This window comes from Haloarcula pelagica (assembly GCF_030127105.1).
Taxonomy (GTDB): domain Archaea; phylum Halobacteriota; class Halobacteria; order Halobacteriales; family Haloarculaceae; genus Haloarcula; species Haloarcula pelagica.
This window is the reverse complement of the sequence record NZ_CP126162.1, coordinates 232237-248114: the sequence shown is the minus strand read 5'-3', so window position 1 is coordinate 248114 and position 15878 is coordinate 232237. Positions and strand designations below refer to the sequence as shown.

Annotated in this window: 16 protein-coding genes and 1 pseudogene; 9 read left to right on the top strand and 8 right to left on the bottom strand. The window is 67.6% G+C overall.

Annotation, left to right across the window (positions count from 1 at the left end):
* The first annotated feature begins 90 nt into the window (after nt 1-90).
* From yicI to P1L40_RS19880, 4 genes are all read left to right on the top strand, one after another.
* The gene (yicI, locus tag P1L40_RS19895) at nt 91-2433 is read left to right on the top strand and encodes an alpha-xylosidase (RefSeq protein WP_284011125.1); all 2343 of its coding nucleotides are present in this window, start codon (nt 91-93) and stop codon (nt 2431-2433) included.
* Between the two features lie 66 nt (nt 2434-2499).
* Entirely contained in the window at nt 2500-3627 is a 1128-nt protein-coding gene (locus P1L40_RS19890) for an ABC transporter ATP-binding protein (RefSeq protein WP_284011124.1), read from the top strand.
* Between the two features lie 54 nt (nt 3628-3681).
* Nucleotides 3682-4461 carry an IclR family transcriptional regulator gene (locus P1L40_RS19885; protein WP_284011123.1) on the top strand — a complete coding sequence of 260 codons (780 nt, stop codon included), beginning with the start codon at nt 3682-3684 and terminating at the stop codon, nt 4459-4461.
* 1023 nt (nt 4462-5484) lie between these two features.
* Complete coding sequence (locus P1L40_RS19880; RefSeq protein WP_284011122.1) at nt 5485-5961, top strand: hypothetical protein; 477 nt, start codon at nt 5485-5487, stop codon at nt 5959-5961.
* A gap of 17 nt (nt 5962-5978) precedes the next feature.
* Here the strand turns inward: P1L40_RS19880 and P1L40_RS19875 are convergent, their stop codons facing one another.
* A complete protein-coding gene (locus P1L40_RS19875; RefSeq protein WP_284011121.1) occupies nt 5979-6131 on the bottom strand; it encodes a DUF1059 domain-containing protein in 153 nt (50 codons plus the stop codon).
* Between the two features lie 126 nt (nt 6132-6257).
* Between P1L40_RS19875 and P1L40_RS19870 the strand changes: the two genes are divergently transcribed.
* Both P1L40_RS19870 and P1L40_RS19865 read left to right on the top strand, forming a co-directional pair.
* The gene (locus P1L40_RS19870; RefSeq protein WP_284011120.1) at nt 6258-6683 is read left to right on the top strand and encodes a TRAM domain-containing protein; all 426 of its coding nucleotides are present in this window, start codon (nt 6258-6260) and stop codon (nt 6681-6683) included.
* Nucleotides 6684-6800: 117 nt separating this feature from the next.
* Nucleotides 6801-7748, top strand: a complete 948-nt coding sequence (locus P1L40_RS19865) for a nucleoside hydrolase (protein ID WP_284011119.1) — start codon at nt 6801-6803, stop codon at nt 7746-7748.
* A gap of 10 nt (nt 7749-7758) precedes the next feature.
* Here the strand turns inward: P1L40_RS19865 and P1L40_RS19860 are convergent, their stop codons facing one another.
* The 3 genes from P1L40_RS19860 to P1L40_RS19850 are packed head-to-tail and all read right to left on the bottom strand — an operon-like array spanning nt 7759 to nt 10589.
* Nucleotides 7759-8841: an ABC transporter ATP-binding protein gene (locus P1L40_RS19860; RefSeq protein WP_284011543.1), complete on the bottom strand. Its 1083-nt coding sequence runs from the start codon at nt 8839-8841 to the stop codon at nt 7759-7761.
* A complete protein-coding gene (locus P1L40_RS19855) occupies nt 8838-9641 on the bottom strand; it encodes an ABC transporter permease subunit (protein WP_284011542.1) in 804 nt (267 codons plus the stop codon). Before P1L40_RS19855 ends, P1L40_RS19860 begins: the two co-directional genes overlap by 4 nt.
* Before the next feature lie 3 nt (nt 9642-9644).
* The gene (locus P1L40_RS19850) at nt 9645-10589 is read right to left on the bottom strand and encodes an extracellular solute-binding protein (RefSeq protein ID WP_284011541.1); all 945 of its coding nucleotides are present in this window, start codon (nt 10587-10589) and stop codon (nt 9645-9647) included.
* 64 nt (nt 10590-10653) lie between these two features.
* Between P1L40_RS19850 and P1L40_RS19845 the strand changes: the two genes are divergently transcribed.
* Entirely contained in the window at nt 10654-11346 is a 693-nt protein-coding gene (locus P1L40_RS19845; protein WP_284011540.1) for a TOBE domain-containing protein, read from the top strand.
* A gap of 32 nt (nt 11347-11378) precedes the next feature.
* On the opposite strand, the pseudogene P1L40_RS19840 reads toward P1L40_RS19845, so the two are convergent.
* The 4 genes and pseudogenes from P1L40_RS19840 to P1L40_RS19825 form a co-directional block, all read right to left on the bottom strand.
* A pseudogene (locus tag P1L40_RS19840) lies at nt 11379-12559 on the bottom strand (anion permease).
* A gap of 22 nt (nt 12560-12581) precedes the next feature.
* Entirely contained in the window at nt 12582-13040 is a 459-nt protein-coding gene (locus P1L40_RS19835) for a DUF6691 family protein (RefSeq protein ID WP_284011539.1), read from the bottom strand.
* Entirely contained in the window at nt 13040-13597 is a 558-nt protein-coding gene (locus P1L40_RS19830) for a YeeE/YedE family protein (RefSeq protein ID WP_284011538.1), read from the bottom strand. Before P1L40_RS19830 ends, P1L40_RS19835 begins: the two co-directional genes overlap by 1 nt.
* A 6-nt stretch (nt 13598-13603) precedes the next feature.
* Complete coding sequence (locus P1L40_RS19825; protein WP_284011537.1) at nt 13604-14797, bottom strand: MBL fold metallo-hydrolase; 1194 nt, start codon at nt 14795-14797, stop codon at nt 13604-13606.
* Nucleotides 14798-15042: 245 nt separating this feature from the next.
* On the opposite strand from P1L40_RS19825, the gene P1L40_RS19820 reads away from it, so the two are divergent.
* Both P1L40_RS19820 and P1L40_RS19815 read left to right on the top strand, forming a co-directional pair.
* Nucleotides 15043-15288, top strand: a complete 246-nt coding sequence (locus P1L40_RS19820) for a sulfurtransferase TusA family protein (protein ID WP_284011536.1) — start codon at nt 15043-15045, stop codon at nt 15286-15288.
* A gap of 2 nt (nt 15289-15290) precedes the next feature.
* The gene (locus tag P1L40_RS19815) at nt 15291-15878 is read left to right on the top strand and encodes a DsrE/DsrF/DrsH-like family protein (protein WP_284011535.1); all 588 of its coding nucleotides are present in this window, start codon (nt 15291-15293) and stop codon (nt 15876-15878) included.

The window sequence follows — 15878 nt, the reverse complement described above, 5'->3', positions numbered from 1 at the left end:
AGGTTCTGACTCGGTGAGTCGACGCCCATCGAGAAAAAGCCACGCACGACGGGGTAGTTTTATTACCGAGAGACGCCCCCACCCGATAGGATGACCAGCGAACGCATTACCGTCGCCGCCGTGGCCGACTACGAGGTCGACGGACAGCGGGTCCGGTTCGACTGCGAGATCGACGCCCCGGAGACGGTGACCGACCGCACCGTCCCGGTGACACTGACCGTCTACGACCCGCGGACCTTCCGCTTCGAACTGCTCGCGAACCCCGAGACCCACACCGACAGCGAGTACCCGCCCCTCGACACCGCGGCCGTCGAGACCGACGTGGCCCTCGATGTCGCCGAGGCCGAGGGGCGACTCACCGTCGACACCGGCGCTCTCTCGATCACGGTCGGGCTGGACGAGTGGTCCTTCTCCGTGGCCGACGCCGACACCGGTGAGACGGTCTTCGAAGAACAGCGGGCCGACCCCGACGTGTTCGGCCGCCAGCGCGTCGACGCCCTGGGCTTCTCCCAGGAGGAGATCAACCACAACCCCCGAAAGGTGACCGAGACCGGTACTTCCTTCCGGCTCTCGCCGGACGAGAAGCTCTACGGCGCCGGCGAGCAGTTCGTCGAGTTCGACCGCCGGGGCCGGGAACTGGACCTCTGGCACCAGGAACCCCTCGGGACCGAGACCGAGCGGGCCTACAAGAACATCCCCTTCCACCTCTCGACGAACGGCTACGGGCTCTTGCTCGATACGACCGCCCGGGTCCACTACGACTTCGGGAAGACATCGACCGCGTCGGGCACGATGTCGGTTGCCGACGACGACTTCGCGTTCGTCTTCTTCTATGGCCCCGACTTCCGGGAGATACTCCAGCGCTACACCGCCGTCACGGGCCGACCCTCCCGGCCGCCCAAGTGGTCTTTCGGCACCTGGATGTCCCGTCTGGGCTACGAGTCCCGCGAAGAACTGGCAGACGTGGCAGAGCGTCTCCGCGAGGAGGAGATTCCCAGCGACGTGCTCCACCTCGACCCGTTCTGGATGCGGGCGAACAAGTCGACCGACCTGGAGTGGGACACCGAGCAGTTCCCCGACCCAGAGGGGATGATCGACGAACTGCGCGAGGACGACTTCCGGCTCTCGCTGTGGGAACACCCTCACGTCCCCGTCGGGACCGAAGCCTTCGAGGAGGGGGTCCGTGAGGACTATTTCGTCACCGACGGCACCGGCGACGCCTACGTGATGGACAACACCTGCCAGGGCGACTACCGCGGGGCGCTCGTGGACTTCACCGACCCCGACGCCGTCGAGTGGTGGAAGGCGAAACACCACCGCCTGCTGGAACAGGGCGTCGCCGTCTTCAAGACCGACTACGGCGAGTACGTCCCCGAGGACGCCGTCTTCGAGAACGGCCAGAGCGGGAAGACGATGCACAACCTCTACCCGTACCTCTACAACGAGGCGGTCTACGAGGCCGTCGGCGAGGTCAACGGCCCCGAGGAGGCCGTCGTCTGGGGCCGCTCGGCCTGGACCGGCAGCCAGGCGTTCCCGATGCACTGGGGCGGGGACCCACAGACCTCCTGGAACGGGATGAGCGCGGCCCTGCGCGGTGGCCTCTCGGCCTCCCTGTCGGGCATCGCCTTCTGGAGCCACGACATCGGCGGCTTCCGGGGGACGCCCGACGACGACGTGTACACCCGCTGGGCACAGTTCGGCCTGCTCTCGTCGAACAGCCGCTGTCACGGGACCACGCCGCGGGAGCCCTGGGAGTTCGGCGAGGAGGCGCTCGACATCTTCCGGGAGTACGCCCGCCTGCGCTACCGGTTGCTCCCGTACCTCTACACGTACGCGGAAGTCGCCGCCCGGACCGGCCTCCCCGTCGTCCGGCCCCTCGTCCTGGAGTACCAGGACGATCCGACGGTCCACCGGATGGACACCCAGTACCTCCTGGGTGAGGACCTGCTGGTCGCGCCCGTCTTCGAGGCCAGCGGGACCCGGTCGGTGTATCTCCCCGACGGCGAGTGGCGCGATTACTGGACCGGCGAGCGCTACCCCGGCGGTCAGACCGTCGAAGTCGAGGTCGGACTCGACGAGATGCCCGTCTTCGTCCGGGCCGGCAGCGTCATCCCGGAGCGGGAACCGACCCAGTCGATCCAGCCCGGGACGCCTGCCGAGCTGGAACTGGACGCGACGCCGACCGATGGCCACGCTGCGGGGCGGTTCTACGACGCCGACGCGGACGCACTCGCGGAGGTCACGGTCGCTATCGAGGACGACACCCTCTCGATCGAACTCGGCGACTGCTCGGCCGACCGCGTGACGCTGACTGTCCGCGACGTGGCGCCCGAGAGCGTGGTCGTCGACGGCGATGCGCTGACCGAGACCGGCGACGACCCCGACGCCGGTGCGTGGGCCGATACCGAGGTCGGTGTGACGGTCGTCGTCTGAGCCACAGGAGGGGTGGATTTATTAATCGAGCTGTTGAATGATGCGATAACGAATCACGGTGACACAATGGGACGCCTACAACTGAACGATCTGACGAAAGTATTCGAATCGGGCGGCAACGACATCGTCGCGGTGAACGAACTGAACATCGACATCCAGGACGGGGAGTTCCTGGTCCTGGTCGGGCCGTCGGGCTGTGGGAAGTCGACGACGCTGCGCTGTATCGCCGGCCTGGAACGGACGACATCCGGCCAGATCCTGCTGGACGACCGGGACATCACACACCGCAAGCCCAAAGAGCGCAACATGGCGATGGTGTTCCAGAACTACGCGCTGTATCCCCACATGTCCGTCCGGAAGAACATCGGCTACGGGCTGAAGATCACGACCGACCTCGGCAAAGACGAGATCAACGAACGCGTCGAACGGACGGCGGAACTGCTGGAGATCGAGGAACTGCTGGCGAAAGAGCCGGGCGACCTCTCCGGCGGCCAGCAACAGCGGGTCGCGCTCGGCCGCGCGATCATCCGCGAACCCGAAGTGTTCCTGATGGACGAGCCGCTCAGTAATCTGGACGCGAAGCTGCGGACCACCATGCGCACGGAGATCCAGCAACTCCAGCAGGACATGGACATCACGACGATCTACGTCACCCACGACCAGACCGAGGCGATGACGATGGGCGACCGCATCGCTATCCTCGACGAGGGGGAACTCCAGCAGATCGGCGAGCCCCTGGAGTGTTATCACCGCCCGGTCAACCAGTTCGTCGCGGGCTTCATCGGCTCGCCGTCGATGAACTTCCTGTCGGTCCGTCAGGACGGCGACCGGCTGGAACACGAGCAGTTCACCTACGAGATCTCGCCCGACACGCAGGACGCGCTCGTCGACGCCAGCCAGAACCTGACGCTGGGTATCCGCCCGGAGCACATCCAACTGGCGGCCGGCGATGCGACCAACGCCGTCGAAACGACGGTTCAGGTCGTCGAACCCATGGGTGAGGTGACCTACGCGTACTTCGAGATCGGGGACCAGAACTACACCGCGAGCATCGACGGCGAACGCCGGATCGAAGCCGGCGACGAGGTCAACGTCGTCTTCCCGGAAGAGAAGATCCACATCTTCGACGGCCGGAGCGGCGAGGCGGTCAAGAACAGCGAACTCGACGAGACCCTCGACGCGGTGCAGGCCTAACCCCCCGTTTGTTTCTCGCGAACAGTTAAGTGGCTCCTCGCCGTACCGCCGCACATGAGCGAGCCATCGAGCCAGCCCGGGTCCGGCCGACGCGTCCAGGCAGTCCAGATCTCCTGTGACATCCTCGAAGCCCTCCGTGAGAACGACGGGGCAGGAGTCTCCGAACTCGCCGACCAGTTGGGGCGGTCGAAAGCCACGATCCACAGTCACCTCGCGACGCTGGCGGACAACGAGTTCGTCGTGAAACAGGGCGACACATACGAGATCAGCCTGCGGTTCGTCGACATCGGCGAGTACGCGAAAAACCAGGTCGACATCTACGAGGTGGCAAAGGAGGAAGTCGACCGACTCGCCGAGGAGACCGGCGAGGTCGCGCAGTTCATGGTCGAAGAGCACGGGCGCGGCGTCTACCTCCACAAGGCGCGCGGCGAGAACGCGATCCAGACGGCCTCCTACACCGGGAACCGGAAAGACCTCCACTGCACGGCACTGGGGAAGGCGATCCTCTCGCAACTCTCGACCGAGCGCATCGACGAGATCATCGATCGACACGGGCTGCCAGCGCGGACCAAAAACACCGTCTCCAGCCGGGCGGAACTGTTCGAGACCCTCGATCGAATCCGTGAGGAGGGGGTCGCTTTCGACGACGAGGAGATCCTCCAGGGACTCCGGTGTATCGCCGCCCCGATCGAACACCCGACCGGCGACATCTGCGGCGCAATCAGTATCTCGGGGCCGACGAGCCGGTTCAAGGGCGACCGGTTCCACGAGGAACTCCCGGAGATCGTCCAGGGTGCGGCCAACGTGATCGAAGTGAACGCGACGCAGGTCTGAAACGTTCGCAGGAGCCAAACGCTGTCGATTTCCGCGTTCCTCTCCAGGGACCTGTTCCCCGACCGAGACGGGAGAGATCGCGGCGCTCCGTGCCGCGATGAGGTGGCTACCCGTTTGCGAGACGCAAATAGCTGGTACCGTGTGGCTACAGCGGTATCCGACCGCCGTTCGTCGTCGCCACTCCCCACAGCTGGGCGGCAATTCGTGTGTGAGGTCGTTACTCGATCCCGTGCTGGGGGCCAGTTCCGGCCGTGTTTCCGGCCGTTCGCGACTCGCGAACCGACTGTTCGGACGGTCCCGACCGGACCCACCGATGTCGGAGCGAATCCCTCGGTGGGGAGCGTCGACGGGGTGCGTGACCAGTCACGTTGCACCGGCACTCCTGCCGTTCGCACGCGGATTCCGCAGTACCCGCTTCTCGCAGCCTCGACGTAACGACTGTACAGGTGTTATCCTCTGATCGGGGGTGGTCCTCTGCACTCCGGTACGACAACCGTGTGTACGACTGTTATTCAATATACCTGTCGCTCCCAGTTTCTGCGGGTGTCCGGCCGCCGTCCCGGCGTGATGAAACGCTCGTTTGCCACTCCCGAACGTCGTACGATCGTTGACGGCACGACTCGCCTGCACTTTGTCCCTCCCGTCGATGTCGTTTTGTTCCCAGTACTGTTCGGTAATCGAAGTAAACAATCGAAAGCCCCTGATTAGTCGATGGATACCAAGTATTGATAGCGCAATATCGTCACTGTAGGAACCTAATCGAGTAACTGGACCCACTCGCATATATTCGTAAAAGAAAACCGACAGCCGACCCGGGGATTAGATCTTTTGGACCCGTAAAAGCGAATTTTGGATCGCCAGATCGACTGGTGGTGATCGGTCCCGCACAGTTATGCCGGTTCCGGCCGTCGTCGTGTGTATGTCGGCCGCCCTCGCTGCGATCGACACGCACAGACCGACCCGACCGCCGGACACCGCAGCGGTACGAACCGAGTACCGTCGCTGTCCCCCGACCGACGGCACGTGACTCCCGTCTGGTCCCGGCGGCGGTTCCTCTCCGCCGTCCTCGCGGGCGGTACCTGCGGCTGTGTCGGCCCGGACCGTCCTCGGCGACCGGTTACCCCTGCCCCAGTTCCCACGACCGCCGACTCCGGACGCCGCCTGGACGGTGTCGACCTCGCCGTCAGGAACGAGTCTCCGTATCGTCGATCCGTCGTCCTCGCTAGCTCCCGCGACGGAACTCGACAGTTCGAACGGACCGTGACCGTGCTTGCGGGCCGTGGTCGGCGATTTCCCGAGGCCGTCGCCGCGGGGAACGCGGGCGGTACCCCGACCGCCGACGTGGCAACGGCAGACGTAACCATCACTGTCGCCCGCACGACGGGGACACGACTGGCCGAGCGAACGGTCCGGCCCGCTGGTGTGGCCACAGTCGTCGTGACGTTACTCCCGGAACGAGTGGAGTGGACTGTCGTCCCACTCCGGCGAGAACGGCGCTAAATCGGCGTTTTGGATGCCTATACCGTCTTCATCCCGTCGCGGATGTCGCCAGCGGAGGGCGACATATCGTGATATTCCTGTGCGTGGTGCTGGACGAGCTCGATGAGTTCGTCGTCGTTCTCCGATCGGACCTGAAACTCGCACGCTGAGCAGGAGTACTGGTGAGCCATGTCGACCAGTTTCACCTTCGGAGGGGCGCGAATAGTTATTCGCCGATTACCGAACCGGTGTCGCTGGTCCGCCAGCGGGACGGGGAGACTACCAGCGATTATTTACCAGGAGACACAGTGTGTGGTATGGTCGAGATTCCCGAACGACTCACGTCGCTGTTCAGCGGAACTGTCGAGGAACGGAACGGTCGGTTCGTCATCGAAGTCCCCGAAGACGAGATCGAAGTCGACGCGATCGAGGCCGGCCGGACGTATCGAATCGGCGTTCTCCCCCATCCCAGCGGCGAACCGGCGGAGTCCACTCCCGATCCGGACACGGCCGAACTGGCGGAGATCGACCGCGAACCCGGACCACCGTCCCCGCCCGTCGACGAGGGCGAAGTCCGGACGGTGACGATCGAGTCTATCGGCGATCAGGGCGACGGTATCGCGAAGGTCGAACGCGGCTACGTCGTCATCGTTCCGGAGACGGAACCCGGTCAGGAACCGACCGTCGAGGTCGAACGCGTGAAACAGAACGTCGCGTTCGCGTCCGTCGTCGACGCCGAGTGAGGCTCCGGGACGGGACACCCCGCCGATAGACACCGGGTGACCGGCCGGCACGCAGTCCCCTCCGGCGTCTCTCCCACTGGTCGCCGTCGTTTAGTCACTGGAGGCGAGAGACCGTGTGTGTCGACTCCGCTCCTGATCGATGCCGACCCGGGCTGTGACGACGCCGTCGCGCTCGCGCTCGCCACGACCCATCCGGCCCTCGATCTCCAGGCCATCACGACGACCCACGGGAACAGCACGGTGGCAAACACCACGCGAAACGCCCGTGCGCTCGCTGCGCTGTTCGATGTCGAAGCGGTGCCGATCGCGCAGGGGGCGACCGACCCGTTGCTCGTGCCGCGGTCGACCGCCGAGCACATCCACGGCCCGGACGGGATTCGCGGCGACCTCCCCGACGCGTCCGAGACGCCGGCCACGGTCGAGACACACGCCGCGCAGTTCATCGTCGACCAGGCCCGAGCACACGACGGCGACCTCTCGCTGGTCGCGCTCGGACCGCTGACCAACGTCGCCCTCGCGGCGGCCATCGAACCCGCCCTCCCGGAGTTGCTCGACGAGTTCGTCGTCATGGGCGGGACGGTCTCGGCCCACGGGAACGTGACGCCGCTCGCGGAGGCGAACTTTCACTCGGACCCACACGCCGCCCGCAAGGTGATCGCGGAGTGTGAGCCGACCGTGGTCGGCCTGGACGCCACCCTCAAGGCGACGCTCCGGCCGGCGTGGATCGACGCGCTCGACCGCGACACCGACCGCGGCCGACTGCTCGCCGAGTGGCTGACCTACTACGACGACGAGGCGCTCGCTCGCTACGACCTCGACGCCGCGCCGATCCACGACGCCGCGGCCGTGGCCCACCTGCTCGACGGGGGGCTGCTGGAGACGACCGACTGCCACATGGAAGTCGGCACGGACTCCGCGCTCGACCGAGGCGCGCTGGCCTGTGATCTCCACGGCGTGTCCGACGAGGCGCCGAACGGCACCGTCGCGCTCGACCTCGATGTCGAGGGGTTCCGGCGCCTCCTCACCGACACGCTCGAAGACTGGCTCGCCGACGCGCCGTCCTGAGCGACACTCGTCACGGTGCCTCGCCGGCTCCGAGCAGGTGGATCGACTCCCGGGGGAGCGACACGCGAACCGTCTCCCCGGTGTCGATCGAGAGCCGGTCGAAGACGGGCGGGTGGACGGTCGCCGTGACGGTGAGTGGTCCGCACTCGACCGCGACCCGGTAGCTCGTCCCCTCGTTCAACCAACGCGTGACCGTGCCGGTGAGGACGTTCGCTGTGCCGAAGCCGTCGGCCTTGCCGGCCGCCTCGGGGTCGGGGGCCGCGCCGGGAGTGTGGAGTGTCACCCGCGACGGGTGGAGACAGACGGTGACGGCGTCCGCAGGCGGGTCGACGACGGCGGTCCGGAGCGTCTTCTCGCCGACCTGAACGAGTGCCCCATCGTCGGTCCGCTCGGTCACGTGGCCGTCGAAGCGGTTCTCGTTCCCGGTAAAGCGGGCGACGAACCGGTTGGCCGGTCGGTCCAGCACGCTCGGCGGCGGCCCGACCTGTTCGAGGCCGCCGTCCCGGAGGATGGCGAGTCGGTCCCCCAGGGCCGTCGCCGTCCGCTGGTCGTGGGTGACGTAGACGACCGGGATCGAAAGCGAGTCGAACAGCCCGTGGAGTTCCTCCCGGAGACGGCGCCGGATCGGTGCGTCGAGGCTCGACAGCGGTTCGTCCAGCAACAGGGCGTCCGGGTCGGCCGCCAGCGTCCGCGCGAGCGCGACCCGCTGGCGTTCCCCGCCGGAGAGGGTGTCGGGGGTGCGATCCAGGACGCCGTCGAGTTCGAGCAGGGCCGCCAGTTCGCGGATACGGTCGCCGTCGGCCCCCGCGTACGCGACGTTCTCGCGAGCCGTCATGTGCGGGAACAGCGCCCCGTCCTGGAACACCATCCCGACCCGTCGCGCCTCCAGTGGGACCCCCGACAGCGCCCGGCCGTCGAGGCTGATCGAGCCCGTATCGGGGCTCGTGATCCCGGTGATCAACGAGAGCAGCGTCGTCTTCCCGCTCCCGGAGGGGCCAAGCAGCGCGAGGACCTCCTGCCCGACCGTCAGATCGACCGGGCCGAAGTCGAAGCTGCCGTAGGACTTCGCGAGCCGTGTGAGTTCCAGTGTCATTCCCAGGGATTGGCCGCGACGGTGTTGAGGACGAGCAGTGCGCCGACCGCGACGACGACCAGGAGGATCGCGACCGGATACGCCGCGTCCAGGCCGGTCGAGACGAACGAGACCCAGATCTCGACCGGCAGCGTCCGCGGGTAGTACGCGACCATCATCGTGGCGCCGAACTCGCCGATCGACCGCGCAAACGCGAGGGTCACCCCGGCGGCGATGCCCGGGCCGGCCAGCGGGAGGGTGACGTTCCTGGCGGTCGCCAGCCTGCTCTTACCCAGCGACCGGGAGGCGTGTTCCAGCGTCCGGTCGACGCTCTCGAAGGCGGCTTTGGCCGTCACGACGACGAACGGCGACGCCACGAACGTCTGGGCGAGTACCACGCCGGCCAGCGAGCGGGTCAGCGGGAGCCCCAGCGCCGCCGCCGTCCCGCCGACGAGCGTGTTCGGGCCGACGACGGTGAGCAACACGACCCCGCCGACGGTCGGCGGGACGACCAGCGGCAGGACGACGACCGCGAGGACGAGCGGCTTCCAGGGAGTCGACGTGCGGGCCAGCCAGTACGCGAGCGGGAGCCCGAACACCGTGGCCAGGACGGTCGTGATCGACGCCGACAGCAGCGACGTTCCCGCGGCGCTCCGGACGGCGGGGTCGGCCAGCCGCCCGAGGACAGCCCCCGGCGAAGCCGACAGGAGCAGCGACGCGAGCGGGACGAGGTAGTAGAGGACCAACAGTCCGCCGAGGACGAGCGCCACCGAGAGCCAGTCGCGCGACTGCAGCCGGCCGGCGTGTGTGCGTGTCGCCATCGGTTACCCACCTCCGGTTGCCGTGTCGACGGCCGCCGGCACGTCGCCCGCGTACCGGGGGAACTGTTCGCGTAGCAGGAATCCCGAATCGGCCAGGTAGGACCCGGCCACGAGGCGGTCGAACACCGCACGGGCCGGCCCATCGGACGTTCGGATCGTCGCGCCGTAGCCGATGAGCCCGCCGTCGATCCGCCGGCCGCCGGCCAGTTCGTACGACACCGTCGAATACCACTCATCGACGTACGCCGGGTCGCCGAGGTCGATCTGCCCTGGGAGCTCGACGTAGTCGTAGCCGCGCTCGACGGCCATGTTCCGGTAGGCGAAGGCGGCGTCGACGCTCCCGGTCTCGAACTGGCTGAGCAACCCCGTCTCCGGATACACCTGGTCGCGGGCCGGCAGCGTCGCCCGGAGGTCGGGCGCGTCGTCGTAGTACCGCGACGCGAGTTCGAGCGCGAACAGGGTCCGGTAGCCCAGTGGGTCCTGGTCCGGGTCCGTCCGGCCGAGCGCGACTTCCCCCGCGAGCAGCGGTTCGTACCACCGGTCGCTCCCCGCCGCTTCGACCCGCTCCCCGCCGTCGGTGTCCGGGTTGTACGCGAGGACGACCGCGTTGCTCGCGAAGACCGCGTACCACGGCACCGACAGCGGTTCCCCGAACAGCGCGGTGTCGGCGACGGCGACGATGTCGGGGTCGCGCTGGCCCTCCGCCACCAGTCGGGCGACCGTCGCCGAGCCGTGTGCTTCGACCCGGAGCGACGCGTCGACCGCAGGTTTCAGACCGGTCTCCAGGGCGTGCTGGAGACTGCCGGCCGCGAGGACCGTCACGGGCGAACCGGTCGCGGGCCGTCCGCTGGTGAGACAGCCCGCGAGCGCGACGCCGGCCGCGGCGCCGGCCGTCCGGAGGAACCCCCGGCGGGATCGATGCGGTGTTTCCCTCCGTTGTTTCCCCATAGACACATCGGCGTTGTGTCGACAGCGGCATAACCGTTTTGCTCGTGGGCCGCGAGACGCCCGTATGGACCTCGACGCGGCGTTCGACGCCCACCTCGACACGGACGAGGTGCGGGTCACTCGGCGGGACGTGGAACTGCTCAGGGCGGTCCGGGAGCAGGGCTCGCTCAACGGGGCCGCGGCCGCGCTGGACCGCTCGTACTCGCGGTCCCAACAGCGGGTCGTCGAACTCGAAGCCGCCCTGGGCCAGTTGGTCGACCGACAGCGCGGCGGGGCCGGCGGCGGCGGCAGTTCGCTGACGGCGACCGCGACCGACCTCCTCGCGGAGTTCGACCGCGTCCGGGCCGAGTTCACCGGGTTGACCGAAGTCGAGGAGACGGTACTGGACGGGACCGTCGTCGAACGGGACGGGGAACTCGGGACGGTCGAGACCGACGCCGGCCCCGTCCGGGCGATGGTGCCCGCCGCGACCGACCGGGTTCGACTCTCGGTCCGGGAAGACGCCGTCACGCTCCATCCTGCGGGGAGCGTCCCGGAGACCGAGACCAGCGCCCGCAACCGGTTTCGGGGCACAGTCGGCGATATCGCTGTCGGTGACGCCGTCGCGCGCGTCACGGTCGACATCGGCGCCGACATCGCCGTGGGGGCACTGGTGACACAGACGAGCGTCGAGACGCTGGCACTGGAGCGCGGTGATCCGATCGCCGTGTCGTTCAAGGCGACCGCGACGCGGGCTTTCCCCGACGAGTCCTCGTAACCGCACTGCCGCCCCGACCCCGTGGCGGCCGGTCAGCCCATCGGCACGGCGTGAGCGAGCCCGTAGCCCAGCACGAACGCCAGGCCGAACGAACCGGCCCACGCACCGACGGTCAGCCCGATCTTCCGGCCGCTCACCGCCTCGCCACCGCCGACGGCGGCCCCGCTGCCGATGATCGCGCTGACGACGATCTCGTTGAACGACACCGGGACGCCCAGAAGCACCGCCAGTTGTGCGATCAGGAAGGACGGGACCAGCGCGGCGATCGAACGGCGCGGCCCGAGCGAGGAGTAATCCTGCGACAGGGACTTGATCATCCGCGGCGCGCCGGTCCAGGAGCCCGCGAGCATGCCGAGCCCGCCACCGAGCAGGACCGCGAGCAGGGAGACGACCTCGGCCTGTTCGAGCAGCGGGACGAGCGGCCCGACGGCGAGCCCGACCTGGCTCCCGCCCGCCGAGAAGGCCACGAGCGAGCCAAGCGCCAGCAGGACGCGCCGGAGCCCGCCGTCCAGGTCCCGCCGGATGTCCCAGGAGACGACGCCGGCGACCGCGACCGCCAGCAGCCCCGAGAGTGCGACCGGGACCGCCATCCCGTCGACACCGATCGCCCGCTGGCCGGCTCCGACCAGCGACCCCATCGCGCCCCCGGTCCGAGCGACGCGAACCTGACGTTCGCGAGCACGGCGCCGACGAGTCCGGCGAGCACGGCGACGCTGTAGCGCTCGGGCACGTCCGGCCGGGGCAGGACACTGGCGATCCCGTAGGCGATCCCGCCGCCGACGAACGGCGTCAACACCCAGACCGTCCCGATCTGGAGGTACTTCGACCAGACGGGCGAGCCGCCCATCGCCAGCCCGACGCCGACGACGGCACCGGTGACGGTAAACGCCGTGGCGATCGGGTAGCCGGTCTTGATCCCAAGCGCCATCAGACCGGCGCCGATCAGCAGGACGACGATGACGCCGGTCACCGGCAGGGTGACGCCGCCGACGAGGCCGCTGCCGATCGCCTGGGAGACGTTCGCCCCCTGGACGACAGCGCCGGCGAACCCGAGCAGGCCGACGACGAAGGCCGCCCGCATCGTCGAGATGGCGTTCGCACCGACTGCGGGAGCGAACGGCGTCGCGCCGCTGGAGCCGGCACCGATCACCCAGGCCATGAAGAAACTCGCCACTCCGGCGACCAGAAACAGGCCGATTACTGCGGGTTCCATGCGAATATCGTGCGTTGTCGCGTCAGTCCGCCCCCGTGACAGCGGGACCGGCGTCTGCCGCTCGACTCCGCCAGTACCCCTGTGCGTACGCGCCGAGGAACATCCCGGCCAGCGCCCAGAGGATCGTCACGTTGCCGACACCGAGGCTGGCGTAGGCCGCTCCCGGGCAGATCCCGGACAGCCCCCAGCCCACGCCGAAGATCCCGCCGCCGATCAGGACGTTCCGGTCGAAGGCTTTCAGACGGCGCTCGTAGGCGTCGCCGGTCAGCGGTGCCCGGTCGCTGATCCGGGGCAGTACCGCGAAGGCGACGCCGGAGACGATCGCCGCCCCGAACATCACGAACACCAGCCCGAAGTCCTCGAACTGGAGGAACTGGAGCACGACCTCCGGCCGCGCCATGTGGCTGAAGCCCAGCCCGAACCCGAAGATCAGGCCGCCGACGAAGATCAGCGGCTTGAACAGCGGGTGGCGGTCCGCCATCAGGGGCTCACCCCCAGCGCCGCGACGATCTGTGCGGTGCCGATGGCGACCGCGAGGAACGTGAGCACGCCCACGATGGATGTCTTGGAGGCCGAACCGACGCCACAGACGCCGTGGCCCGAGGTACACCCCTTCCCGATCCGGGTGCCGATCCCGACCAGCGTCCCGCCGAGGAACAGCCGCCACGGCTGGACGTTCGTCGTCCAGAACGTGAACCCGCCGAGCTGGTGGAGCTGTCCGGTGGTCCCCGGCTGGTAGAGCGAACTCGACAGCAGACCGGACTGGACCGTCAGCGCGAACAGGAACCCACCCAGGACGATCCCGGCGGTGAACACGAGGCGCCAGTCCCGCGAGGCGACGTATCGCTGGAACCGGGACTGCTCGGAGACGTACGACAGCGTCGACTCCAGGAAGGTGCTCGCGCCGGCGCTGATGCCGGTCCCCAGATAGATGACCACCACGCCGAGCCCGACGAGCAGACCACCGACGGCGTAGCGGCCGATACCGTTGGGAAACAGCTCCGGGGCGATCTGCAGGACGGCTGTATCTGCTACCATCGGCACTTAGTCACCCGCCAGCGACTCCTGGCTCGCTGCACAGTTGTTCGGACCGAGTTCGAGCGTGAACGCCTCGTCGTCGTCGACGGCGTTCTGGCCGAGGTTGGTGGCGATGATCTCCTCGTAGTTGGCCGGCCGCGGCGGCATGTCCGAGAGGATCAGGTCGACGAACTCCTGTTCGGCCATCGTCAGCGCGTCCATCTCCGCGACGAGGTCGCCGATCGGTGCCGTGTAGGTCCCGTCGGCGGCCGGCGCTGCGGCGTCGCTGAAGTGCGCGCCGCCGATCAGCGTGTCCTCGGGCAGCGACAGGACACGCTCCTGGAGGCTCTCGTAGAGCAGCCGTGCGGCTTCGGGGGCACCGTCGTCGCCCTCTTCGAGGTCCGGGCGGGCGACGCTCTCGACGAAGAGGCCGTCACCGGTCGCAAGCAGGCCGCCGTCGACGAGATAGGAAGTCATGCCCGTGGTGTGGCCGGGTGTGTGGACCGTCTCGATGGTCGCCTCGCCGACCCGGAACTCGTCACCGTCGGCGGCCGTCGTCAGTTCGTCGGCGTAGGTGACACCGCGGTCGACCGCCGCCGCCGGGACGACGCCCTCGACACCCCGCTCGTCCAGTTTGCGCACGCCCGAGACGTGGTCGGCGTGGATGTGCGTATCGAGCGCGTACCGGAGGTCGACGCCCAGTTCGTCGGCGTCGTCCAGGTACCGGTCGGTGAACGCCCGCAGCGGGTCGATCACCGCGGCCTCGCCGTCGTCGTAGAGGAAGTAGCCGAGACAGCCCGACGACGGGCGCTGGTACTGCAGGAGCGTCCCCGCGCCCTCGTAGTCCGTGACCTCGACCGCCTCGTAGATCTCCGCCCAGCCGTTCATCCCGCCGTCGAGGTGGTCGACATCGTAGCCGCGGTCGGCCAGGGTCCCGGCGACGAACTCGCTGGCGCCGCCTTTCGCACAGAGGACGGTCACCTCGCGGTCGTCGGGGACCTGCGCGAGGACCTCGTCGTCGATGTCGTCGTCGAGGAACTCGAAGTACGGAACGTTGAGCGAGGTGACGGTGTCGCCGTCGATGTGCCACTCCTCGTACTCAGACGCCATGCGGGCGTCGAGTAACGTTACGTCCTCACCGTCGTCGATGCGGCTTTTCAGCGTCACCGGGTCGACTGTCTCCACGTCCGCGTCGGGGGTCGGGAAGTCTTCGGGATTCATCTCGTACACTCACGTATCGGGTGGGCATACTAAAGCGTTTTCATAGATTTTCACTAACTACACAATACACCCTCCTCCGAACGCCCACAAAGACGACGCTCAGCCCTCAAAACATAGACGAGAGCTGTACGTCGAGATCGTGGTGGGCGTAGTTGTTTGACGATTGTACAAGAACCAACATTCTTTTTACTACCCAGGGTATATTGCTCGATAGCTCCAATACAATACAACGGAGCGGATACCCAATGAGTACTGAATACGACATCGCGGAGACACTCGACGTACAAGGCGCATCGTGCCCGATGCCGGTGGTCAAGACGAAGACGGCGATCGACGACCTCGACGCCGGCGAGGTGCTCGAAGTCCTCGCCACGGACCCGGGCAGCATGAGCGACATCGACGGCTGGGCCTCGGGGACCCCCGGCGTCGAACTCCTCGATCAGGTGGACGGGGACGACGTGTATACCCACTACGTCCGCAAGACGGAGTAACGATGAGCACCGATACGACGGCCGACGAGAGCACGGATTCGGTGGACGCCGACGCTCCCTCGCGCGCGGAACTGGCCGCGCGCGTGGACGAGCTCGAAACCGCACTCGCCGAGGCACAGTCGGACGACGACCAGCGGAAGCTGTCGATCATCGCGACGAAGGGGACACTGGACATGGCCTACCCGCCGTTGATCCTCGCCAGCACCGCCGCCGCCTTCGGCTACGACGTGACCGTCTTTCACACGTTCTGGGGGCTGGATATCCTCCACGAGGAGCGGTCGAAAGACCTCAAGCTGAGTTCGGTCGGCAACCCCAACATGCCGGTGCCAAACGCCGTCGCCGCGCTCCCGGGGATGGACCGGATGACGACCCGGATGATGGAGAAGAAGATCGCCGACAACGACACCGCCACCATCGAGGAACTGCTGGAGACGAGCCTGGACATGGGCGTGGAGTTCCAGGCCTGTCAGATGACGATCGACCTCATGGGCTACGACGAGGACGACTTCTACGACGGCGTCACCACGGGCGTCGGCGCGGCCACTGCCCTGCAGGATATGGCCGACGCCGACATCCAACTGCTGGTCTGA